General features: G+C 59.7%; 19 protein-coding genes. 16 read left to right on the forward strand and 3 right to left on the reverse strand.

Translation table 11 applies throughout. The annotated features are described in order from the left end of the window. The first annotated feature begins 242 nt into the window (after window positions 1-242). The 9 genes from ACIO0C_RS18835 to ACIO0C_RS18875 all read left to right on the forward strand — a co-directional run bounded on the left by ACIO0C_RS18835 (window position 243) and on the right by ACIO0C_RS18875 (window position 11885). A complete protein-coding gene (locus ACIO0C_RS18835; RefSeq protein ID WP_180205035.1) occupies window positions 243-1391 on the forward strand; it encodes a branched-chain amino acid ABC transporter substrate-binding protein in 1149 nt (382 codons plus the stop codon). A gap of 147 nt (window positions 1392-1538) precedes the next feature. Then, complete coding sequence (locus tag ACIO0C_RS18840; RefSeq protein WP_180205034.1) at window positions 1539-2477, forward strand: branched-chain amino acid ABC transporter permease; 939 nt, start codon at window positions 1539-1541, stop codon at window positions 2475-2477. An 11-nt stretch (window positions 2478-2488) separates the two neighbouring features. Continuing rightward, complete coding sequence (locus ACIO0C_RS18845) at window positions 2489-3733, forward strand: ABC transporter ATP-binding protein (protein WP_401314479.1); 1245 nt, start codon at window positions 2489-2491, stop codon at window positions 3731-3733. Beyond that, window positions 3730-4503: an ABC transporter ATP-binding protein gene (locus tag ACIO0C_RS18850; RefSeq protein WP_401314481.1), complete on the forward strand. Its 774-nt coding sequence runs from the start codon at window positions 3730-3732 to the stop codon at window positions 4501-4503. The genes ACIO0C_RS18845 and ACIO0C_RS18850 overlap by 4 nt, the downstream gene beginning before the upstream one ends. Window positions 4504-4505: 2 nt before the next feature. Beyond that, on the forward strand, window positions 4506-5222 hold the full coding sequence (locus ACIO0C_RS18855) for an ABC transporter ATP-binding protein (protein ID WP_401314483.1): 717 nt from the start codon (window positions 4506-4508) through the stop codon (window positions 5220-5222). 107 nt (window positions 5223-5329) lie between these two features. Beyond that, window positions 5330-8362, forward strand: coding sequence for an FAD-binding and (Fe-S)-binding domain-containing protein (locus ACIO0C_RS18860; RefSeq protein WP_401314485.1), 3033 nt, complete (start codon window positions 5330-5332; stop codon window positions 8360-8362). A gap of 125 nt (window positions 8363-8487) precedes the next feature. Beyond that, window positions 8488-9582 carry an alpha/beta fold hydrolase gene (locus tag ACIO0C_RS18865; RefSeq protein WP_401314486.1) on the forward strand — a complete coding sequence of 365 codons (1095 nt, stop codon included), beginning with the start codon at window positions 8488-8490 and terminating at the stop codon, window positions 9580-9582. Window positions 9583-9637: 55 nt separating this feature from the next. Further along, on the forward strand, window positions 9638-10693 hold the full coding sequence (locus ACIO0C_RS18870) for an alpha/beta hydrolase (protein ID WP_401314488.1): 1056 nt from the start codon (window positions 9638-9640) through the stop codon (window positions 10691-10693). 19 nt (window positions 10694-10712) lie between these two features. Beyond that, entirely contained in the window at window positions 10713-11885 is a 1173-nt protein-coding gene (locus ACIO0C_RS18875) for a cupin domain-containing carboxymuconolactone decarboxylase family protein (RefSeq protein WP_401314490.1), read from the forward strand. Here the strand turns inward: ACIO0C_RS18875 and ACIO0C_RS18880 are convergent. Beyond that, window positions 11873-12766, reverse strand: coding sequence for a LysR family transcriptional regulator (locus ACIO0C_RS18880; protein WP_401314492.1), 894 nt, complete (start codon window positions 12764-12766; stop codon window positions 11873-11875). The genes ACIO0C_RS18875 and ACIO0C_RS18880 overlap by 13 nt on opposite strands. 273 nt (window positions 12767-13039) lie before the next feature. Between ACIO0C_RS18880 and ACIO0C_RS18885 the strand changes: the two genes are divergently transcribed. From ACIO0C_RS18885 to ACIO0C_RS18910, 6 genes are all read left to right on the forward strand, one after another. Beyond that, window positions 13040-13951 (forward strand): TauD/TfdA dioxygenase family protein, encoded by a 912-nt coding sequence (locus ACIO0C_RS18885; protein WP_401314494.1) that lies wholly within the window; start codon window positions 13040-13042, stop codon window positions 13949-13951. Between the two features lie 33 nt (window positions 13952-13984). Further along, window positions 13985-15097 (forward strand): ABC transporter substrate-binding protein, encoded by a 1113-nt coding sequence (locus tag ACIO0C_RS18890; protein ID WP_401314496.1) that lies wholly within the window; start codon window positions 13985-13987, stop codon window positions 15095-15097. A 4-nt stretch (window positions 15098-15101) separates the two neighbouring features. Further along, window positions 15102-16007, forward strand: coding sequence for an ABC transporter permease (locus ACIO0C_RS18895; RefSeq protein ID WP_401314498.1), 906 nt, complete (start codon window positions 15102-15104; stop codon window positions 16005-16007). Continuing rightward, entirely contained in the window at window positions 16004-16789 is a 786-nt protein-coding gene (locus tag ACIO0C_RS18900; protein ID WP_401314500.1) for an ABC transporter permease, read from the forward strand. The genes ACIO0C_RS18895 and ACIO0C_RS18900 overlap by 4 nt, the downstream gene beginning before the upstream one ends. 45 nt (window positions 16790-16834) lie before the next feature. Beyond that, on the forward strand, window positions 16835-17596 hold the full coding sequence (locus ACIO0C_RS18905) for an ABC transporter ATP-binding protein (protein WP_401314502.1): 762 nt from the start codon (window positions 16835-16837) through the stop codon (window positions 17594-17596). Between the two features lie 77 nt (window positions 17597-17673). After that, entirely contained in the window at window positions 17674-19005 is a 1332-nt protein-coding gene (locus ACIO0C_RS18910; RefSeq protein ID WP_401314504.1) for an LLM class flavin-dependent oxidoreductase, read from the forward strand. Between the two features lie 57 nt (window positions 19006-19062). On the opposite strand, the gene ACIO0C_RS18915 is transcribed toward ACIO0C_RS18910, so the two are convergent. Next, window positions 19063-19977, reverse strand: coding sequence for a LysR substrate-binding domain-containing protein (locus tag ACIO0C_RS18915; protein ID WP_401314506.1), 915 nt, complete (start codon window positions 19975-19977; stop codon window positions 19063-19065). Between the two features lie 104 nt (window positions 19978-20081). Here ACIO0C_RS18915 and ACIO0C_RS18920 point away from each other — a divergent pair, with 104 nt between their 5' ends. After that, window positions 20082-21167 (forward strand): tartrate dehydrogenase, encoded by a 1086-nt coding sequence (locus tag ACIO0C_RS18920; RefSeq protein ID WP_008054970.1) that lies wholly within the window; start codon window positions 20082-20084, stop codon window positions 21165-21167. Between the two features lie 33 nt (window positions 21168-21200). Here ACIO0C_RS18920 and ACIO0C_RS18925 read toward each other — a convergent pair whose 3' ends face one another. Next, window positions 21201-21596 carry a hypothetical protein gene (locus tag ACIO0C_RS18925; protein WP_401314508.1) on the reverse strand — a complete coding sequence of 132 codons (396 nt, stop codon included), beginning with the start codon at window positions 21594-21596 and terminating at the stop codon, window positions 21201-21203. Window positions 21597-21782: the final 186 nt, after the last annotated feature.

The following is a 21782-nucleotide window of genomic DNA, read 5'->3' on the forward strand; positions in this document are numbered from 1 at the left end:
CGGGCATTTATTCTACGTCCGGAATTTCTGCTTTCTCGTTTTCGCTGGTACCTAGCATATACCAATTGACAGTTGCCTGCTGACTGTTATCTTACAAGTGCGGCCGCGAAGGCTGGCTGCACCTGCAGTGAGATTGTCCCGAATAAAGGTCTGGTTGCCGTGACAGGGCGCCGGGCGTGGAAAAGAAGACTTGCACGCCAACGTGCTCAATTCGTTTGTCCGATGATTTCTGGGAGGCGTATATGCGTAAACACAACCTGATCTGCACAGCACTTGCTGCGGCCATGGCTTCGGCGCTCAGTGTCGGGGTCGCCACTGCCGCCGAGACCGAGCAGGTCCGAATCGGTTTTGCCGGGCCACTGACCGGCCCCTCCGGCCACCAGGGCCTGGATGTTGAACATGGCGTGAGCATCGCCATCGAAGAAGCCAACCAGCAAAAACTGAAAATCGGCGACAAGGTGGCCGAGTTCAAGCTGGTCTCCGAGGACGACGTGGCCGACCCTCGCACCGGTACGGCGGTGGCCCAGCGATTGGTCGATGCCAAGGTGGCGGTGGTCATCGGCCATTACAACTCGGGCACCAGTATCCCCGCTTCGAAAATCTACGGCGACGCCGGAATTCCGCAAATCTCTCCTTCGGCGACCAATCCTGCGCTGACCAAGCAAGGCATCAAGTCGGTGTTCCGTGTGGTCAACGATGACGCCACGTTGGGTCGCTATGCTGGCAATTACCTGGTCAACAAGCTCGGTGCCAAACGCATTGCGATCTTCGATGACCGTACCGCTTACGGCCAGGGGCTGGCCGATGAGGTGAACAAGGCGGTCAAGGCGGCTGGCGGCAATGTCGTGGTGCGTGAATACACCAACGACAAGGCCACCGATTTCAACGCCATCCTGACCACCGCAAAAGCCCAGCAAGTGGACGCGGTGTTCTTTGCCGCCCTGGATTACCAGGCCGCCCCCATGGCCAAGCAGATGAAAAACCTGGGCATCAAGGCCAAGTTCATGAACATCGGCAACCTGCCGAACGACGAGTTCAAGAAGATGGCCGGCAGCGCCGCTGAAGGCGCTTACGCCTGGAACTACGGTACGCCATTGCAGGAGATGCCTAAGGGCGCCGCGTTCGAGCAAAAGCTCAAGGACAAGTTCGGCATGGGCGTCGTGCAGTCTTCGCCAGCCGCCTACGACGCTACCTGGGCTGCGATCAATGCCATGGTCAAGGCGCAATCGGACGACCCCGCCGTCTACCTGCCGGTGCTCAAGAGCTCCAGCTACGACGGTGTAACCGGCACCATCGCATTCGACGATTCCGGCAACCTCAAGAACGCCGCCGCGACGGTTTTCCAGTTTGAAAACGGCCAATGGAAAACCCTGGCGGTAGAGCGCGAATAAAGATTCTGCACCATTCAGAACGATAAGCGGGCCCCCCACGGCCCGCGACTACAACAAGAAGACTTTTTTCTGATCTGCCATGAGTTTCATCGCGTGCTCGCGCAAGTGATCGCCGGTGAATACAACGCAGCTTTGAGGATTCACCAAGTGGAAGCCAATCTTAATATCTTGTTGCAGCAGATCCTAAATGGTCTGGTGCTCGGCAGTATCTATGCCCTGGTAGCGCTGGGCTACACCATGGTTTACGGCATCATTGGCCTGATCAATTTCGCCCACGGCGAGATTGTGATGGTCGGTGCCATGGTGACGATTTCGGTGCTGACCATGCTGGCAGGGTTTGGATTTGCACCCGGCGTACTGACACTGATGTTCGCAATCATGATTGCGGCAGCGGTCTGCATGCTGATGGCACAAGGTATGGAGAAATTTGCCTACCGACCGTTGCGCAAGGCCCCTCGCTTGACCCCGCTGATCCTGGCGATAGGTATCTCCATTTTCCTGCAGAACCTGGCGATGATGATTTGGGGGCGCGGTTACAAGACCTTCCCCGAAGTCGTCGAAACCCGGCCGATCGAAGTATTTGGCGCGACCATTACCAATATCCAGATGAGCATCATGATCATCTCGGTCGTCATCATGTTTGCCCTCTGGGTACTGGTGGACAAAACCCGGCTTGGCAAAGCCATGCGCGCAACGGCGCAGAACCAGGAAGTCGCCGGCTTGATGGGCATCAACATCAACCGGGTGATCTCGGCCACCTTCGTCATCGGCGCATCACTGGGCGCCGTGGCCGGTGTGATGCGGGCAGTCAACTATGGCCAGGCGGACGCCTACATGGGTTTGCTGTTGGGGCTCAAGGCTTTTTCGGCGGCGGTACTGGGCGGGATTGGCAACCTCTTTGGCGCCATGGCCGGAGGCATCTTGCTGGGCCTGATCGAATCCCTTGCTGCGGGATATACCGGTCAACTGACAGGAGGATTCCTGGGGGCGAATTACCAGGACATCTTCGCATTCATGGTCCTGATCATGGTCTTGCTGTTCCGGCCTAACGGCCTGATGGGCGAACGCCAGGCCGACCGCGCATAGGAGGCTTTTCCATGAAGAATAATTACGCTCAATACGCGCTGCTCGCGCTGGCCTTCATCGCGCTGCCATTCGTGGTCGACGCGATACCCTTCCTGGGGCCGACCTGGGTGCGAATCCTTGGTTTTGCCATGCTCTATGTGCTGTTGGCGCTGGGGCTGAATATCGTGATCGGCTACGCCGGTCTGCTGGACATGGGCTACATCGGTTTCTACGCCATTGGCGCCTACCTGTATGCGTTGCTTTCGTCTCCTCACCTGAGCATGGCGGGGTTGGCAGAGGGGGTATTGAACTGGCCGTTGTGGATCATCGTTCCGTTGGCTGCCGTCATTGCCGCGATATGCGGCGTGTTGATCGGTGCGCCGGTGCTCAAGCTGCGCGGTGACTACTTGGCGATTGTCACACTGGGGTTTGGCGAAATCATCCGCATCTTCATGAACAACCTGGACCAGCCGGTGAACATCACCAACGGCCCCCAAGGCATTTCCGGGATCGCGCCGTTGCACATTGATGCCGGTGCCTGGAGCTACGCGAGCGGGCAGGCGCCGGACGCCATCCTGTCGTTGCAAACCAAGTGGAGCCTGTTCGGTTTGCAGGTTTCTCCTGTCATCAGCTACTACCTGTTCTTCCTCGCCGTGGTCATCCTGTCGATCATCCTGTCCAAGCGCCTGGAAGTGTCCCGCATCGGGCGTGCCTGGATGGCGTTGCGTGAAGACGAGGTCGCCGCCGAAGCGATGGGCTTGAACAAGCGCAACCTCAAGCTCCTGGCCTTTGCGATGGGCGCGACCTTCGGTGGGGTGTCCGGTGCATTGTTTTCCGCCTACCAGGGCTTTGTGAGCCCGGAATCGTTCACCCTGATGGAGTCGATCATGGTTTTGGCCATGGTGGTGCTCGGCGGCATGGGATCGATTCGTGGCGTGGTCTTGGGTGCGTTGATTCTGTCGATCATGCCCGAGGTTTTCCGCGATTTGGTGAACTGGGTGCAGCCATTGGTGATGGACAACGTGACCTTCATCAGTCGTGAGGTGCTGCGCAACATTCTTGATGCCTCGACCTTGCGCATGCTGGTCTTCGGTCTCGCCTTGATCCTGGTCATGCGTTTCCGGCCGGAAGGGCTGTGGCCATCGAGCCGCCGCCGTGCCGAATTGCATGAAGATGAAAGCGAGCCATTGGTCCCGGCACCTGTGCTGGACAGCTCCAAAGCACATCTGGAGCCAGCGACAGCGGAGTTCAGACTCAAAGAGGTGAATAAGCTATGAGCGACGTACTGCTGGAGCTGAATAAAGTCAGCAAGTTTTTTGGCGGGCTACAGGCCCTGCATGGTATCGACCTGAGCATCAAGCGCGGTGAAATCCGTGGCCTGCTGGGGCCGAACGGCGCAGGCAAGACCACGTTGTTCAACGTCTTGACCGGCTTGTACCGCGCCGAGGAAGGCAAGGTGAATTTCAACGGCAAGCCGTTGCGGATCAGCAAACCCCATAAAGTGGTTGAGGCCGGCATCTCACGTACCTTCCAGAACATACGCCTGTTCCACAACATGACGGCGCTGGAGAACGTGATGATCGGCCGTCATGTGCGGACCAAAAGCGGTGTGTTCGGTGCCATCTTGCGCACCCGGCGCTGTGTCCAGGAGGAGCGCGAGATTCATGAGTCGGCGCGCTACTGGCTTGATTACGTCGGCATTGGCCGCTTTGCCGGTGAGTTGGCAAAAAACCTTTCATACGGTGATCAACGTCGACTGGAGATCGCCCGTGCCCTTGCAACGGAGCCACTGCTGGTCGCCCTGGATGAGCCGGCGGCGGGCATGAATGCCTCGGAAACCGAAGGCCTGCGGCAGTTGATGTGCAAGATGAAAGGCGATGGCAAGACGGTTCTGCTGATCGAGCATGATGTGAAGCTGGTCATGGGTTTGTGCGATCACGTCACGGTGCTGGAGTTCGGCAAGAAAATCGCTGACGGCCTGCCTGCGCAGGTACAGAAAGACCCTCGGGTGATCGAGGCTTATTTGGGCACTGAGACGGTGGCTTGAGCATGAAAAATATTCTTCAGGTAAACGATCTCAAGGTTTCCTATGGCGCCATTGCGGCCATCAAGGGGCTGAACTTTCATGTGGGCGAGGGCGAGATGGTTGCCTTGATCGGGGCCAACGGTGCCGGCAAGACCACGACGCTCAAGACGCTCGGCGGGCTGCTGACGCCGACCTCAGGACAAATTACCTTTGACGGAAAAGCCCATTCGAAGATCAAGAGCTTTGACTTGATACGCGAAGGCTTGGCGCTTGTGCCCGAAGGACGGGGCATTTTCCCCAAGCTGACGGTCGTCGAAAATCTGGAAATGGGCGCCTTTTCGCGCACAGACGGCAAGACCGCCATCGAAGCCGACATCGATCGCATGTTCTGCATTTTCCCCCGGCTCAAGGAGCGGGCGTTCCAGCTTGCCGGCACCATGTCAGGCGGCGAGCAGCAGATGCTGGCTATTTCCCGGGCGCTGATGGGCAAACCTAAATTGCTCTTGCTCGACGAACCCTCCATGGGACTTGCACCAATCATTGTGCAAAAAATCTTCGAGACCATTCGCGAATGCGTGAAAGGCGGGGTGACGTTGTTGCTGGTTGAGCAAAACGCAAAGCTTGCCCTACAGACGTGTCAGCGCGCCTACGTGATTGACGGTGGTCGCATTGTGCTGGAAGGGCAGGCGGACGAACTGCTGCACAACGAACAAGTGCAGAAAGCTTACCTCGGCGAGTAACCGGAACACTTTTCCAAAAGCCATCGGCTGTCATCCATGCCAGTGCAATGTGCCTATTGCATTGGCGTGGTTGGCGTTGTCGTCCCCGTTTTCGTGAGAATTCTTCAATGATTGCCCAGCTCCCACCGAGCCTCACAACACCTGATTACAGTGCTTTTCTTGTGGCCCTGAAAACGAAGGGGTTCAAGGGGGAAGTGGGCACCGATTACGCCAGTCGCACCGTCCTGGCGACTGATAATTCGATTTATCAGCGCTTGCCGCAAGCCGTCATTTTTCCTTTGGATGAAGACGACGTGGTGTGCGTGGCACGGCTTCTGGCTGCACCTGCTCATCGCGCAATAAAGCTCACGGCCAGAGGCGGGGGCACGGGCACCAATGGGCAGTCGTTGACCGATGGGATCGTGGTCGATCTTTCGCGGCACATGAACAGGATTCTGCAAATCGATCCACTGAACAGGCGGGTACGGGTTCAGGCGGGCGTTGTCAAAGACCAGCTCAATGCTGCGCTCAAGGCTCATGGGCTGTTCTTCGCTCCAGAGCTTTCCACTTCCAATCGGGCGACTATTGGCGGAATGATCAACACCGATGCCAGTGGACAGGGCAGCTGCACCTACGGCAAGACGCGCGACCATGTGCTGGAACTGCACAGTATCGTGCTCGGCGGTGAACAGCTTCACTCCCGGCCTTTGGCTGAGGATGAACTGGAGCGTGAATGCACACGGGATGATCGGATTGGCGAAATTCACCGGGTCGTGCGCGGCATTCACGCCGACCAGGCCGATCTGATCGAGGCCCGGTTTCCCAAGCTCAATCGCTGCCTGACCGGCTATGACCTTGCGCATATCCGTGGCGAAGACGGACGTTTCAACCTCAACAGCGTGATGTGCGGTGCCGAAGGCTCATTGGGCTTTGTGGTCGAGGCATTGTTGAACGTTTTGCCCATTCCCCAATATTCAGTGTTGGTGAATGTGCGCTACGCCAGTTTCATGGACGCTTTGCGCGATGCCCGTTCATTGATCGCACACAAGCCGTTGTCGATTGAGACAGTCGATTCAAAAGTACTGATGCTGGCAATGAAAGACATTGTCTGGCACAGCGTCGCTGAATATTTTCCGGCGGATCCTGATCGTCCGACACTGGGCATTAACCTGGTCGAGTTCAATGGTGACGACATAACGGAAGTCGAAGGCCGGGTGGCTGCGTTCATCGAGCATTTACATGCGGATCAAACCGTAGAGCGCCTGGGCCACACGTTGGCCCAGGGTGAGGAGGCGGTAAAGCAAGTCTATGGGATGCGCAAACGCTCGGTCGGTTTGCTGGGCAACATGCAGGGCGAGATTCGGCCTCAGCCTTTTGTCGAGGACACGGCGGTGCCGCCGGAAAACCTCGCGGATTACATCGCCGAGTTTCGCGCGTTGCTGGACAGTTTTGGCCTGCAGTATGGAATGTTCGGGCACGTCGATGCCGGTGTGCTGCATGTGCGCCCCGCACTTGATATGAAGGACCCTCGGCAGGCCGCATTGGTGCGTCCGATCTCCGATGGCGTGGCAGCCCTCACGCAACGCTATGGTGGTTTGCTTTGGGGGGAGCATGGAAAAGGACTTCGCTCCGAGTATGCCCCGGCATTTTTCGGGGAGCTGTATCCATCCCTGCAAGCGGTCAAGTCTGCCTTTGACCCCTACAACCAATTCAACCCCGGAAAAATTGCCACGCCGCTGGACAGTACCGAGTCATTGATCAGGATCGATGAGGCCGTCATGCGTGGCGATCTTGACCGCCAGATCGATGAGCGTGTCTGGAGCAGTTACGCATCGGCCGTGCATTGCAACGGCAACGGCGCTTGCTACAACTACGATCCGAACGATGCAATGTGCCCTTCATGGAAGGCTACGCGGCAGCGACAGCACTCGCCGAAGGGGCGGGCGTCGCTGATACGTGAATGGTTGCGCCTGCAAGGCAATGCAGGCGTGGACGTCCTCTCGACATCAATGCGCCGCCCCCACTTTCTCAAAGGCTTGCCGCAGCGCTGGCGCAACAGCCGGGCACAACGTCAAGGCAGAGCCGACTTCTCCCATGAAGTGTACGAAGCCATGGCCGGTTGCCTTGCCTGCAAATCATGCGCGGGCCAGTGCCCGATCAAGGTCAATGTTCCCGAGTTTCGCTCGCGGTTCCTTGAGCTTTACCACGGTCGGTATCTAAGGCCTCTGCGCGACTATCTGATCGGATCGCTGGAGTTCAGCATCCCTTACTTCGCCAGGGTTCCCGGCCTGTACAACACGCTGATGGCGGCACCATGGGTGAAGCGCTGGCTGGCCGACAAAGCGGGCATGGTCGACAGCCCGTTGCTCAGTCGCTTCAACTTCCAGGCTGTCCTGGACCGCTGGAATGTCGAACCGGCAACGCCCCGGCGATTGGCAAAACTGAGTCCAGCCCAGGTCGATAAAAGCGTGGTGATCGTGCAAGACGCTTTCACACGGTATTTCGAAACGCCATTGCTGGCATCGTTTATCGAATTGGCATCGCGCATGGGTTTTCAAGTCTTCCTGGTGCCATACAGCCCCAATGGCAAGCCGCTTCACGTGCAGGGCTTTCTGGCGGCGTTCAACAAGGCTGCCGTGCGCAATGCTGCACAACTTCAAGCCCTGCGAGCCTCCGGCGTGCGCTTGGTCGGCCTGGATCCAGCGATGACATTGGTGTACCGACAGGAGTACGCAAAAGTACCGGGGGTGGCTGAAGCGCCTGCGGTCCAATTGCCTCAGGAGTGGCTACTGGATTGTCTGGGTGAGGCTCCTGTTCGAAACCTGCCTGGGTCATTTCGTCTGCTGGCCCACTGCACGGAGAAGACCAACGTCCCTGCGAGCAGCAAACAATGGGTTGAAGTCTTTCGGCGGCTGAATCTGCAGTTGAGTGTGGAGGCGACTGGTTGCTGCGGGATGTCCGGTACCTATGGCCATGAAACGCGTAATCAGCAGACATCACGGGTGATTTTCGATCAATCATGGAAGCGCAGGGTGGCAGAGGACATGTCAGGCGAGCCACTGGCTACCGGCTACTCGTGTCGCAGCCAGGTCAAACGCCTTTCCAGCAGAACGTTGAGGCACCCGTTGGAAGTGGTGTTGGCGGTGTATCGAGATCTGTAGGCGAGCAAGCTCGTTTACTCCTCGCACTTATGTGAATCTGGTATCAGTGCTATGTAATTAAGGCGGTTTATCGATTAATCGCTGAACGGTAATTTGCTCTCGGGTGATCAAACCGAGAGCAAGCCATGATCCAGCGTTTCATTCGTCAATGCGTGCCCGCCGCGGTAAAGGCCGGCAGTCTGTGTTTCGCGCTCGGCGCCAGTGCCTTTGTCAGCGCCGAGGGTCAGGGGCCACTGGTCATCAAGGAGCAGGGCAGCCTCATTGCCGGCGGTGGCTCGATCACCCAGCCGGGAGCCTTCGACCCCTATAAACCGTTGATACCCGATGGCCAGACCTATCACGGCGACCATGTGTACGCGTTCTATCAGGTGCCCGTCGACGCGCGTCCGCTGCCGATTCTCATGCTGCATGGCGCGGGGCAGTCCGCGAAGTCCTGGGAGACAACAGCCGATGGCCGTGAAGGGTTCCAGAACATTTTCCTGCGGCGAGGATTCTCCACGTACCTGATCGACCAGTCGCGCCGTGGCGATGCGGGGCGTAGCCTGGTTGAAACGACGATCAAGCCGCTGCCGGACGAGCAGTTGTGGTTCAACCAGTTCCGCATCGGCCTGTGGCCCGATAGTTTCAAGGGCAGTCAGTTTCCCCGTGGGCAGCCGGCACTGGAGCAGTTCTTTCGGTCGATGACACCCAATACCGGACCTTACGACATTGACGTCGTATCCAATGGTATTTCCGCTTTGTTGGAAAAGACTGGGCCGGCCATCCTGTTTACCCATTCCCAGGGCGGCGGCCCGGGTTGGCTGACGGCGATCAAAAGCCCGAAGGTGCGAGCCATCGTGGCGTTCGAACCGGGCAGCAGCTTCGTGTTCCCCGAGGGCGAGGTCCCCGCACCGATTGCCAGCGCTTTCGACACACTCGCCGGGCAGGCCGTATCGGCGCAGCAGTTCAAGGCGCTGACCCGCATCCCCATCGTTATTTTCTACGGCGACAACATCCCCGAGCAACCGGTCCGGTTGCCGGCCCAGGACAGTTGGCGCGCGCGGCTCGAGATGGCGCGCCTGTGGCGCGATGCGGTGAATCGCCATGGCGGTGACGTCAGGCTGGTTCACCTGCCGCAGATCGGTATCAAGGGCAATAGCCACTTTCCTTTTTCGGACATGAACAACCTCCAGATCGCTGATCTGGTTTCGCAGTTTCTCGCTGAAAAAAATCTGGATTGAACGTGGCGCTGTCGGCCACTCCCTCTCACACACTTGAAATGTCAGGAGTATCCCTATGCTGCGAACCACGCTGAAAGCCTCGTTGATGGCGGCCATGATCGGGGTGTCGGGCGTCGAAGCCGAAGCTGCGGATTACAAGCAGAACCCATTCACCTTGACCTACGGTGGCGCCCTGACCAGGAACGAACCGGGCAAGGTCAATATCCATCCGGTCAGCTACAAACTCGATGGCCTGGACATTGCCGCCAACGTCTATACCCCGGCGAACTATGATGCGGCGAAAAAATACCCGGTGGTCGTCGTGGCGCACCCCAATGGTGGGGTAAAGGAGCAGGTCGCGGGCCTGTATGCCCAACGTCTGGCGGATCAGGGCTACATCACGATCACGGCGGATGCGGCGTATCAAGGGGCCAGTGGTGGCGAACCGCGCAATATGGACAAACCGGCCCATCGCATCGAAGACATCCATGGCATGGCGGATTTCATTGCCCGCTATCCCGGCGTCGACAGCAAGCGATTGGGCTTGCTGGGAATCTGCGGCGGTGGCGGTTATTCATTGGCGGCGGCGCAAACCGACAAGCGCTTCCAGTCGATTGCGACCTTGAGCATGTTCAACTCCGGGCTGGTTCGCCGAAATGGCTACCAGGATTCGCAGCGGTCGACGATTCAGCAGCGCTTGCAGCAAGCGTCGGCGGCCCGCGCCCAGGAAGCGGCGGGTGGGGAAGTGCTTTACGTCGGTGATGCCAGGCTGACCGATGAACAGATCGCCAAGCTGCCGTTCGATCTGTATCGACAGGGCTTCGAGTACTACGGCAAGACCCACGCTCACCCCAACTCGACGTTCCGTTACACCCAGAGCAGTTTGATGGACCTGATGAGCTTCGATGCCACCGATCAAATCGAGCTGATCGACAAGCCGTTGCTGATGATTGCGGGCAGCAAGGCCGACAGCCTGTACATGTCGCAACAAGCCTTGGCCAAGGCCACCGGTACCCAGGACAAAAAACTGTTCACCATCGATGGCGCGACCCATATCGACACTTACTGGGTGCCTGCGTATGTGGACATTGCGATGGACCAGCTGACCGCGTTTTACCAAAGAACGCTCTGACTTGAAGGGATATGTCCTCATGAAAAACACCTTGATCGGCATTGCGGTGTGCGCGGCAGCTCCCTTTGCCGACGCCGCCGGCGCAGACACCGCCAATGAGTCGCGCATCGAGCAGCAGATCAGCCGGGCGGGCACTCAGGCTGCGGTTGCGGGCGCTTCGGAAAATTTCACCGGTCGGGTACGGGTCGATCCCTTGTTTCCCGCCACGGATGAGATCAATGCATCCGGCGCTTATGTCAGCTTCGAAGCGGGTGCGCGTTCGGCTTGGCATACCCATCCTGCGGGACAGCGATTGGTGGTGACTTCCGGCGTGGGGCTGGTCCAGGAGTGGGGCAAGCCTGTGCAGCAAATTCGTCCCGGCGATGTGATTATCTGTCCTCCAGGTGTCAAGCATTGGCATGGCGCCGCGGCGACGAGCGCCATGACCCACCTGGCCGTGACGGGCTCGGTGGACGGCAAGAGCGTGCAATGGCTGGAGAAAGTCAGCGACGAGCAATACCGCGCCCAAGGTTCGCAGGCATCGAAAACCGAGCCGGCAACCCAAACCGTTTCCGAGACGCTGTCCGCCAGGCAACAGGCCATCCCGTTGATCGCCGCCGCCATGGCCACGAGTAACATGCCTGGGCTCAATCGCGCGTTGAACCAGGGGCTGGATGCGGGACTGACGGTCAGCGAGGCGAAGGAAGTCCTGGTGCAACTCTATGCCTACAGCGGTTTCCCGCGCAGTCTCAATGCACTCGGCGAGCTGATGAACGTGGTGGAGGCGCGCAAGCAACGCGGCGTGCAGGACGACCCGGGGCGCGAGCCCGGTCGGGGCATTCCCGTCGGTGATGAACTGCTGGCGGCGGGCAAAGCCAACCAGACGCGCATCGCCGGTGCACCTGTCCAGGGCCCGTTGTTCGACTTCGTCCCTGTGATCAATCAATACCTGCAGGCGCATCTGTTCGGCGACATCTTCGAGCGCGACAACCTCGACTGGCAAAGTCGAGAACTGGCCACCGTCGCGGCTTTAGCCGTCACGCCCGGTGTCGAGCCGCAACTGCGCTCGCACATGGCGGCCAGCCTCAGGGTCGGCCTGACGGCTGCGCAGTTGCGTCAGCTGATCCGGCTGTTGGCTGACCAGGGCGATGCGGCCGCTGCCACACGCGCCGGTGGAGCGCTCGATACTGTCCTGGCCAATCATCCCTCATAGCGCAGGGCTTCGCGCAGCAAGGTAAAGGCCGGTGAACTCTGGCGCCGGCTCGGGTAATAGAGGTGGTAGCCAGAGAAGGGTTCGCACCAGTCCTGGAGTACATGAATCAGCCGACCCTGCGCGATATGCTCCAGCACCAGGTCCTCCGGCATATAGGCCAGCCCCAACCCCTGGAGGGCCGCCTCCAGGCGCATGGCGATATTGTTGAAGACCAGTTGGCCTTCGACCCGTACTTTCAGTTCCTGCCCGTCTTTCTCGAACTCCCAGAGGAACAGGCCGCCGTAAGTCGGCATACGCAGGGTGATGCAGTTGTGCACCGTGAGGTCACTCGGCGTGAGCGGCCTGGGATATCGGCTGAAATACGCCGGGGAGCCCACCACCGCCATGCGCATGTCAGGGCCGATGCGCATCGCGATCATGTCCTTGGCCACTTGCTGGCCCAGCCGGACGCCAGCGTCGAAGCCCTCCGCGACGATGTCGGTCAGGCCATAGTCGACGATGATTTCGATATTCATGTCGGGATTGTCGGGCAGCAGTTTCGCCAGTACCGGATGCAGCAGCGTGATCGCCGAGTGCTCACCTGCGGTGATGCGCAATTTGCCGGCCGGTTTGTCACGGAACTCGCTGAGCAACGCCAGTTCACTGTCGATTTCTTCGAACCGCGGAGCGATCACCCGCAGCAAATGCTCACCGGCTTCGGTGGGGGAGACGCTGCGCGTGGTACGGGCAAGCAACCGGACCCCCAGACGCTCTTCCAACTGACGCATGGCCCGGCTCAACGCCGGTTGCGACATGCCTAGCCGCGCGGCGGCGCGGGTGAAACTGCGCTCCTGGGCCACGGCTGCGAAGATCGCGAGTTGGTCGTAGCTGTCGATGGTCATTGATACGCCCCTGTTATAAACAGGTTGCGATTATGCCATCTGTGCGATTGCTCGCCCGGTTTAATCCAAAGCCGCTAGCGGCATTGTCAATGACCCCAGCGTCATCAGCCACAGCGTCAGCATTATCAATGGCTTATAGCTTTTAACTCAGTCCTATAATGCGTTCGTTATATAATGCTCAATCTATCTTTAGAATAATTTGTGATTAGTCATCGCTGCGTTTATATCTTTATGATCTGTCTCACAACAGCTCGTGAGACAGGAGGTAGCTCGATGACTATTCAAATCAAACCCGTTGCAGGTCGAATTGGGGCACAACTGGAAGGCGTTAAGTTGGGAGGGGACATCAGCGCCGAGGCATTCGAATTCATTAATCAGGCACTGCTGAAATATAAAGTGCTGTTCTTTCGCGACCAACATCTGGATGACGCCGAACACGAAGCCTTTTCCCGCCGCTTCGGGGATCAGGTCCCACACCCAACCGTGCGTTCCGCCGAGCAGGGCGCCGCGATCCTGCATCTGGACGCCAAGGAAACCCGCGCCAATTCCTGGCACACCGATGTGACTTTCGTTGCCAACTACCCGAAGATTTCCATCTTGCGGGGTGTGGTTATTCCTCCCTTTGGCGGTGACACGGTATGGGCCAATACGGCAGCGGCCTACGCCGATCTGCCCGACCCGTTAAAACAACTGGCGGATAATCTTCGCGCGTTGCACACCAACTTGTATGACTACGCAGTGCCGCGTAATACCGATGAATCAGGACTCAAGCGTTATCGTGAACAGTTCACCGCACAAATCTACGAAACCGAACATCCATTAGTTCGAGTACATCCGGATTCGGGTGAAAGAAGTTTGTTGTTGGGGCACTTTGTCAAACAGATCCAAGGTGTAAGTACCAGCGACTCCAAACAACTGATCCGCCTGTTCCACGACCGTATTACCCATGTCGACAACACCGTGCGCTGGCGCTGGCAGGAGGGCGATGTGGTGATCTGGGACAACCGCGCCACCCAGCACATCGCGATCAACGATTACGGGGATGCCCAGCGCATCGTGCGCCGCACCACCATCGACGGTGATGTGCCGGTCGGGGTGGATGGTCGCCTGAGCCAGGCACTCAAGCCGAGCCCGGACGCGCGCTCGCCGAAAACCGAAGCCGACAAAAAACACCTCGCTGCCTGACGAGCGACTCTCATTGGTACAAGGAAGGCTGACATGAAGCTCAATGGCATTCGCCTGTTCAAAAAAGGCCGCATCGCGGCAGCACTGGCTGTGGTTCTCGCTATACCCGTAGCTGAAGCCGATGTGTTGCGCATCGGTGTAGCAACAGCCGGCGGCGGTGACCCGGTGACCTTCAGCGGTTCGACGCTGGGTATAGTGCGCAATCAGCAATTGCTGGAGAAAGCCTTCGCCGGTACCGGTACCGAAGTGCAGTGGTTCTTCTTCAAGGGGGCAGGGCCTGCGGTCAACGAGGCCTTTTCCAACCAGCAACTGGACTTCGCCTACCAGGGTGATCTGCCGGCAGTCGTCGGGCGTTCCAACGGGCTGGACACCAAGTTGCTGGCGGCATTGGGTGTGCGCGCCAATCTTTATCTGGCGGTGCCCAAGGGCTCGTCTGTGAAAACCATCGAGGATCTCAAAGGCAAAAAAGTCGCGATCTTCCGGGGCACCAACGGCCACTTGGTGATGATCAATCTGCTGGCGGAGCACGGGCTGACCGAGCGCGATATCAAGGCCATCAATCTCGATACCGGCAGCTCTCAGGCGGCATTGATTTCCAATGGCGTAGATGCCGCGTTCGGCGGGCGTGAGTTGTTCAAGCTGCGTGATAAAGGCCTGATCGACATCGTTTACAACAATCCCGAACAAGACGTGCGCTACACCCGGCAGACGGCGTTGGTGGTTCGCGGTGATTATGAGAAAGAGCATCCGGACAAGGTGCAAAAGGTCGTCGACACGCTGGTCGACGCGGCGAAGTGGACATCGGACGACAGCCATCGCGACGAAGTTTTCGCCGAATGGGCCAAGAGCAATGACCCCGCCGATTCATTGCGTGCCGACTTCACCGGGGTCCCCCTCAGGGACAGGGCCTCGCCGCTGGTCGACAACTTCCTGCTCAGCCGCTACCAGGCCGTGGCGGATCAGGCCAAGGAAGAAAAACTCATCCGTCGTCCGGTCAGTATCGATGGCTGGTTCGAGACCAGCTATTTGCACCAAGCCCTCAAGGCCAAGGGACTGGAAAACTACTGGACGCCCTACGGCCCGGATGGCGAGCAGCCGGCGGGTAACGCGGTAGCGGTCACGACGACCAGCAAGCAAGGGAGCTAGGCAAATGGCCAGGGCACAGACCGCAAGACTTGAGAAGTATGGGGCGCCGGCATTGCCGAGCGACAACGTCAAGCGTCTTCCACCGGCACCCGCTCGCCCGGTCCGCAAGGTCGAGGTGCCACGCAACTCGGTCTGGTACTTGAGCCTGGGTGACAAGGCCTTGCCCTGGCTGTTGCCGCTGCTGTTACTGGGTTTGTGGTACCTGGGGGTGGAGCGTGGCTGGCTTTCAGAGCAGGTGCTGCCACCGCCAGCCTACGTTTACCAGGCGCTGTCGGACCTGGTCGGTAACGGCGATCTGTGGTTGAACGCGTCGGCCAGCCTGCAGCGGGTTGTCGTCGGATTCAGTCTCGGCGCCTTGCTCGGCGTGGCGCTGGGTCTGGCCATGGGATTGTCCCGGACGCTGGAGGATTACCTGCTGCCTACCTTCAACGCACTGGTGCAAATTCCGGTACTGGGCTGGCTGCCGTTTGCCTTGCTGCTGTTCGGCATCGGCGAGACGCTCAAGTATGTGCTGATTGCCAAGGCCGCCCTGGTGCCGATCACCCTGTGTACCTTGCAGGCGTTCCGCCAGGCGCCCAAAGGCTTGCTGGAAGTCGGCCGGACCTACGGCTTCAGCCGTCGACAAAGCGTCACCTCCATCGTCTTGCCGGCGGCGATCCCGACGCTGTTTACCGGGTTTCGCCTGGGCTTCACCAAAGCCTGGTTGTCGCTGGTGGTGGTCGAGTTGGTGGCTTCGAGTGAAGGGTTGGGTTACCTGATCGTCTATGGGCGTCAGCTGTTTCAACTGGATTTGGTGATGGCGGCCGTCGTGGTGGTGGGGACGCTGGGTCTGTTGATCGATCGCAGTTTCGATTACGCGCAGAAACGCCTCAATCGCGGTCGGCCAACGGTTGGGGGACGCCAGTCATGAGTGCAGCTTTGTCATCAGCTAACAGTAGCCACCGCTATCGCGGTTGGGTCTTGCCCCTCTCAGCGATTGCCCTGTGGTGGCTGGCTTCGAACCTGGGATGGAGCGAATCGGGACTGTTCGTTTCGCCGGAAAAAGTCGCGGCCACAGCCTGGGATCAAATCAACTCGGACACATTCTGGCGGGCCATTTCGGCGAGCCTTGCGCGCAACCTCAGCGGCTTTTTTATCGGTACCGCGCTGGGTCTGGTACTGGGTTGCCTGCTGGGCCTTTCACGACACTTCGAGCGCCTGGTAGGCCCGAGCTTCAACACCTTCAAGCAAATTTCCCTGTTCGCCTGGATCCCGCTGATCTCGGTGTGGTTCGGCCTGGGCGATGTGGCCAAGGTGGTGTTCCTGTCACTGGCCGCGCTGGTGCCGGTGGTGGTCAACACCTGCGACGGTTTGCGTAACGTCCCGCCCAACCTGCTGGAAGTGGCGCGGGTGTACGGCTTCAGCCGCTGGCAAACCATTATCGGGGTGATGCTGCCCGCCGCCTTGCCATCGATTTTCACCGGGCTCTACCTCGCGCTGGTCTACAGCTGGCTGGCGACCATCGGCGCCGAATACCTGCTGGTGTCGGGGGAGGGGATCGGCAACACGCTGATTGATGGCAGCGAACATTTCATGATGGACCTGGTGCTGTTTGCAATGGTGGTTATCGGCCTGGTGGGATGGGGCCTCAACGCCCTGGCCCGGACACTTGAGCGGCGGATGCAGCGCCTGTACGGCATCGCTGCGCGCTGATTGCCACTTTGATTCCCTGATTGCCACATTGAAAAGGATCGCAACATGAGCAACGGTCTGACCCTGGAACACATCAGCAAGCGGTTCACCTCCCAACCGGGCAGTTCGACGCAATTGCAGGTACTCGAGAACATCTATCTCGACATCGCCCCTGGCGAGTTCATCAGCATCGTCGGCGCCAGCGGCTGTGGCAAATCCACGCTGCTGCGATTGATCCTCGGCCTGGACGAAGAATTCGACGGACGCATCCTGCTCGATGGCAAACCCATCAAGGGCACGGGCCTGGAACGCGGCATCGTTTTTCAGGATCACCGGTTGTTCCCCTGGCTCAACGTCGAGCAGAACGTTGCCGTCGGCCTGAAGAACTCGCCCCTGAGCGCCGGGCAGAAGCGCGACACCGTGCGCGAACACATCGAACTGGTCGGCCTCCAAGATTTCCTCGAGTCCTACCCGCACCAGATTTCCGGCGGCATGGCGCAGCGCGTGGCCATCGCCCGCGGGCTGGTCAATCGTCCGAGCGTACTGTTGCTGGATGAACCACTGGGCGCCCTCGACGCCTTGACCCGCGCACGTCTGCAGGGCGAGCTGCAGAACATCTGGGCCAAGGAAAAAATCACCATGATCCTGGTCACCCACGATGTGGACGAGGCGGTCTTCCTCGGCGACCGGGTGGTGGTGATGCAGCCCAATCCGGGGCGTATCCGGCGCATTGTCGATGTCGATCTGCCGCGCCCGCGCAATCGCAGCGACAGCCGTTTCATCGCCCTGCGCGATGACGTGTTGAGCGACTTTGCCGAGTTGCATTGAGTCGCGTGCCGTCCTGCCTTTTTTTGATTCACTGACTGAAGCTCTCCAACTACGGCTCTCTATTCAGGAGAAAGGAAATGTCCGAACGCCAGCTCAGCCTCAACCTCTTCATCTACCCCAATGGTCATCACGAAGCCGCGTGGCGTCACCCGCAGTCAGTGCCGCAAATGTCCATGGACATCGGCTACTACCAACAGCTTGCACTGAGAGCGGAACGGGAAAAGCTCGATGCGATTTTCTTCGCCGATTCGCCATCCCTGGCCGAAAGCGACCGCGAAGGCCTGCGCATTCGTTTCGAACCGGTGACCTGGCTGGCGGCGATTGCCGCGGTGACCCAACGCATCGGCCTGATCGCCACGGCCAGCACCACCTACAGCGAACCCTACAACCTGGCCCGTTCGTTCAGCGCGCTGGATCACCTGAGCAAGGGCCGCGCCGGCTGGAACATCGTCACCACGTCCCTGGCGGCCGCCGCTGCCAATTTCGGCCTGGACCAACATCCGCCTGCCCATGACCGCTATGCCAAGGCCGAAGAATTCGTGAAAGTGGTGGGTGACCTGTGGGACAGCTGGGAGGACGATGCACTGGTGCTGGACAAGGAGGCGGGGGTATTCGCCAACGGTGCGAAAGTGCACTCGATCAACCACGTGGGCACGCACTACCGGGTCAAGGGCCCGTTCAACTCGCCACGCTCCCCGCAAGGACGGCCCGTGCAAGTGCAGGCCGGCTCGTCCGAGGATGGCCGTGATTTCGCATCAAAGCATGCCGAAGCGATCTTCACCGCCCACCAGACCCTGCAAAGCGCGACCGAATTCGCCAACGATATCCGCGCGCGGGCGAGGGCAGTGGGGCGCGACCCTCGCCAGCTGAAAATTCTCCCGGGTATCAGCCCCTACATCGGCAGCACCGAGGCTGAAGCCCAGCGCAAGTTCGACGAACTCAACGACCTGGTACTGCCGCACGTCGCGCTGGGCCAGCTGCGCCGCCTGCTGGGTGTCGACCTGTCCGGTCAGGACCTGGATGCACCATTCCCACGTCACCTGATCAACTTTGAAGGCGGCGAGAGCCAAGCCAGTCGCTTCAAGCTGATCATCGACATCGTCGACCGCGAGCAACCGACCCTGCGCCAGTTGATCAACCGCCTGGCCGGTGCTCGCGGGCATTGGGTGCCGGTGGGCACGCCCGTGCAAATTGCCGACCTGATCGAACAGTGGTTGCGCAGCGGCGCCGCCGATGGCTTCAACGTGATGCCGCCGGCGTTCCCCGAGGGCTTTGAAGTATTCCTCGATGAAGTGCTGCCGATCCTGCGCAAGCGTGGGCTGTTTCGCGAGGACTATGCGGGTACCACCCTGCGCGAGCATTATGGCCTGAGTCGCCCGGTTTCGCGGTTTGCGCTGAAGTCTGCCTGAGGGCGCGCAGCGATCGGGGGACTGACTGAATGTTGCCTCTGGGCTTAGCCTGTTGATTCAAGTTTCCGGCAGGCTGTAGCGCTCGGCAAAGTACTGCCGCAGGCATTCAACAGCCACCCGCACCTTGGCCGAGGTGGCGAGGGGCGCCGTGTACACGGCCCAAATGTCTGCCGCCTGCCTGTACTCGGGCAATACCTGCACGAGGCGCCCGTCCTCCAGGCTGTCGTACACGTCCCACCATGAGCGCAGCAGGATGCCTCGGCCATCGATGCACCACTGGTGCACCACTTCACCGTGATTGGACGACAGCGAGCCAGTCACTTTCACTTGTTCCTCGCCTTCCGGCCCTTGCAGGTGCCAGACCCCGAAGGGGTGATCGCGCTCCTTGATCACCAGGCAATCGTGTATGGCCAGCTCCGCCAGTGTGCGCGGTGTGCCGTGCCGTTCCAGGTAAGCTGGCGCGGCGCAGAGTACCCGGCGATTGCGCGCCAGCGGCTTGGCGATGAGGTGCGGATCGATTTCGTTGCCGACCCGCACGTCGAGGTCGAAGCCTTCGTCGATCAGGTCGATCAAGCGGTCCTGTACATCGAGGCGGATGTCCAGTTGCGGGTAGCGCTCGGCCAGTTCCGAAAGGGCAGGGGCGACGAAGCGCCGGCCCAGTCCGAGGCTGCTGGCGATACGCAGTTGCCCGCTAGGCTCGCGGTGCTGCGCACTGACGTCATCGCCCATGCGCTGCACGGAGTCGAGGATGCGCAACGCCCACTCGTAAATCCGCTCGCCATCGTCACTCACCGACACCCGGCGGGTGGTGCGATGCAGCAAGCGCACGCCGAGGTTCTTCTCGAGCAGGCGAATGCGTTTGCTGATGAAGGCGGCGGACATGCCCAGTTCGGCGGCGGCGCTGGAGAAGCTGGAGCGCCGGGCGACATGGACGAAGACGTTGAGGTCTTCCAGGTTCGGTAGATTGTTCACAGTTCGGATAATAAGTATCAACAGTTGCGCTGATTATACTTGCTTCGTCAACTTATAGCATGGCCGGCATCACATCCAACCTCTGAACCAACAAGGGTGCCAGCATGAACAAGACATTCAGAATCGCCGCGATCGCCGGTGACGGTATTGGCCTGGAAGTACTGCCGGAAGGACTGCGGGTGGTCCAGGCGGCGGCGCGCAAATTCGGTCTGGCACTGGAGTTCGAACACTTCGAGTGGGCCAGCTGCGATTACTACCTCGAGCACGGCAAGATGATGCCCGATGACTGGTTCGACCAGCTCAAGGGCTTCGATGCCCTGTACTTCGGTGCCGTCGGCTGGCCAGACAAGGTACCCGACCACATTTCGCTGTGGGGTTCGCTGCTGAAGTTCCGCCGCGATTTTGACCAGTACGTGAACATTCGCCCGGTGCGCCTGTTCCCCGGCGTACCGTGCCCGCTGGCTGGCAAGAAGCCGGGCGACATCGACTTCGTGGTGATCCGCGAGAATACCGAAGGCGAGTATTCCTCACTGGGCGGGCGCATGTTCGAAGGCACCGAGAACGAGTTCGTGCTGCAGGAGTCGGTGTTTACCCGTCGTGGCGTCGACCGCATTCTCAAGTACGCTTTCGACCTGGCGCAGACCCGTGAGCGCAAGCGCCTGACCTCGGCCACCAAGTCCAATGGCATGGCCGTAAGCATGCCTTATTGGGACGAGCGCACGGCCGCCATGGCAACCAATTATCCGGACATCACCTGGGACAAGCAGCACATCGATATCCTGTGCGCGCGCTTCGTGTTGCAGCCGGAGCGCTTTGACGTGGTGGTGGCGTCCAACCTGTTCGGTGACATCCTCTCCGACCTCGGCCCGGCATGCGCCGGCACCATCGGCATCGCGCCGTCGGCCAACCTCAACCCGGAACGCAAATTCCCGTCGCTGTTCGAGCCGGTGCATGGCTCGGCCCCGGATATCTTCGGCCAGAACATTGCCAACCCGATTGCCATGATCTGGTCCGGCGCACTGATGCTGGAGTTCCTTGGCCAGGGCGACGAGCGCTATCGCGCCGCCCACGACGAGATCCTCAAGGCCATCGAGCAGGTGATCGCCAGCGGCACCGTGACCCGCGACATGGGGGGCTCATTGTCCACCCAGGCGGTTGGCCAGGCCATCGCTGAAATCATCGAAGGCTGATTGCCGCAGCACTTGAGCTGATTTGGCGTGGCACTAGCGACGATAGTAGCGGCGATCGTCGTCGTAGCGGTGGTGCATGGCGCGGTCGCGGTCGCGGTGGCGCTCCCAATCACGGCGTTCAGCTTCTCGGCGGGCTTGTTCTCTGCGCCACTGGGCCCTGCGCCATTCGTCTCGGCGCCAATCGTCCCGGCGACTGTGCCAACGGCCGTCGTGCCAGTAGCGGTCGTCATGGGCGAGCAACGGCTGCTTGCCGGTCATGCTGGCCAAGGTCGGCCAAGGGTTGGCGGCGGCCGGGGCAGGGGCCTCAATGGCTGTGACTTGCGTTGCGACAACAGGAGTTGGCGTCTTCATCTGTGTGGCTGATGCCGAGCCCATTGCCGCGAGCGCGAACAGTCCGAAGAGCACCATCCGTGGATCATGGAATTTCATGAGCGAAGACAACCTCTGATTGACAATTGGGCGTGTGGCCATCCGGTTGCGCGAAACCTGCGGGTTCGCGCTTACGAGCGAATGTGCCTATCCAAATAGACCGACAAACAGGGAAAAGTTCTAGGGTGCCTCTGTAATTTGCGCAACGCCTGCCAGAGCACCAAGGGTTATTGGGAAAAACGCCCA

Source organism: Pseudomonas sp. NPDC087336 (assembly GCF_044744285.1).
Taxonomy (GTDB): domain Bacteria; phylum Pseudomonadota; class Gammaproteobacteria; order Pseudomonadales; family Pseudomonadaceae; genus Aquipseudomonas.

Excerpts from the sequence above, each read along its gene's own strand:
- ACIO0C_RS18835 (WP_180205035.1), top strand. The coding sequence starts at position 243 with ATGCGTAAACACAACCTGATCTGCACAGCACTTGCTGCGGCCATGGCT.
- ACIO0C_RS18850 (WP_401314481.1), top strand. The coding sequence starts at position 3,730 with ATGAGCGACGTACTGCTGGAGCTGAATAAAGTCAGCAAGTTTTTTGGC.
- ACIO0C_RS18855 (WP_401314483.1), top strand. The coding sequence starts at position 4,506 with ATGAAAAATATTCTTCAGGTAAACGATCTCAAGGTTTCCTATGGCGCC.
- ACIO0C_RS18925 (WP_401314508.1), bottom strand. The coding sequence starts at position 21,596 with ATGAAATTCCATGATCCACGGATGGTGCTCTTCGGACTGTTCGCGCTC.
- ACIO0C_RS18905 (WP_401314502.1), top strand. The coding sequence starts at position 16,835 with ATGAGCAACGGTCTGACCCTGGAACACATCAGCAAGCGGTTCACCTCC.
- ACIO0C_RS18845 (WP_401314479.1), top strand. The coding sequence starts at position 2,489 with ATGAAGAATAATTACGCTCAATACGCGCTGCTCGCGCTGGCCTTCATC.
- ACIO0C_RS18865 (WP_401314486.1), top strand. The coding sequence starts at position 8,488 with ATGATCCAGCGTTTCATTCGTCAATGCGTGCCCGCCGCGGTAAAGGCC.
- ACIO0C_RS18875 (WP_401314490.1), top strand. The coding sequence starts at position 10,713 with ATGAAAAACACCTTGATCGGCATTGCGGTGTGCGCGGCAGCTCCCTTT.
- ACIO0C_RS18880 (WP_401314492.1), bottom strand. The coding sequence starts at position 12,766 with ATGACCATCGACAGCTACGACCAACTCGCGATCTTCGCAGCCGTGGCC.
- ACIO0C_RS18895 (WP_401314498.1), top strand. The coding sequence starts at position 15,102 with ATGGCCAGGGCACAGACCGCAAGACTTGAGAAGTATGGGGCGCCGGCA.
- ACIO0C_RS18910 (WP_401314504.1), top strand. The coding sequence starts at position 17,674 with ATGTCCGAACGCCAGCTCAGCCTCAACCTCTTCATCTACCCCAATGGT.
- ACIO0C_RS18890 (WP_401314496.1), top strand. The coding sequence starts at position 13,985 with ATGAAGCTCAATGGCATTCGCCTGTTCAAAAAAGGCCGCATCGCGGCA.
- ACIO0C_RS18870 (WP_401314488.1), top strand. The coding sequence starts at position 9,638 with ATGCTGCGAACCACGCTGAAAGCCTCGTTGATGGCGGCCATGATCGGG.
- ACIO0C_RS18920 (WP_008054970.1), top strand. The coding sequence starts at position 20,082 with ATGAACAAGACATTCAGAATCGCCGCGATCGCCGGTGACGGTATTGGC.
- ACIO0C_RS18900 (WP_401314500.1), top strand. The coding sequence starts at position 16,004 with ATGAGTGCAGCTTTGTCATCAGCTAACAGTAGCCACCGCTATCGCGGT.
- ACIO0C_RS18885 (WP_401314494.1), top strand. The coding sequence starts at position 13,040 with ATGACTATTCAAATCAAACCCGTTGCAGGTCGAATTGGGGCACAACTG.
- ACIO0C_RS18860 (WP_401314485.1), top strand. The coding sequence starts at position 5,330 with ATGATTGCCCAGCTCCCACCGAGCCTCACAACACCTGATTACAGTGCT.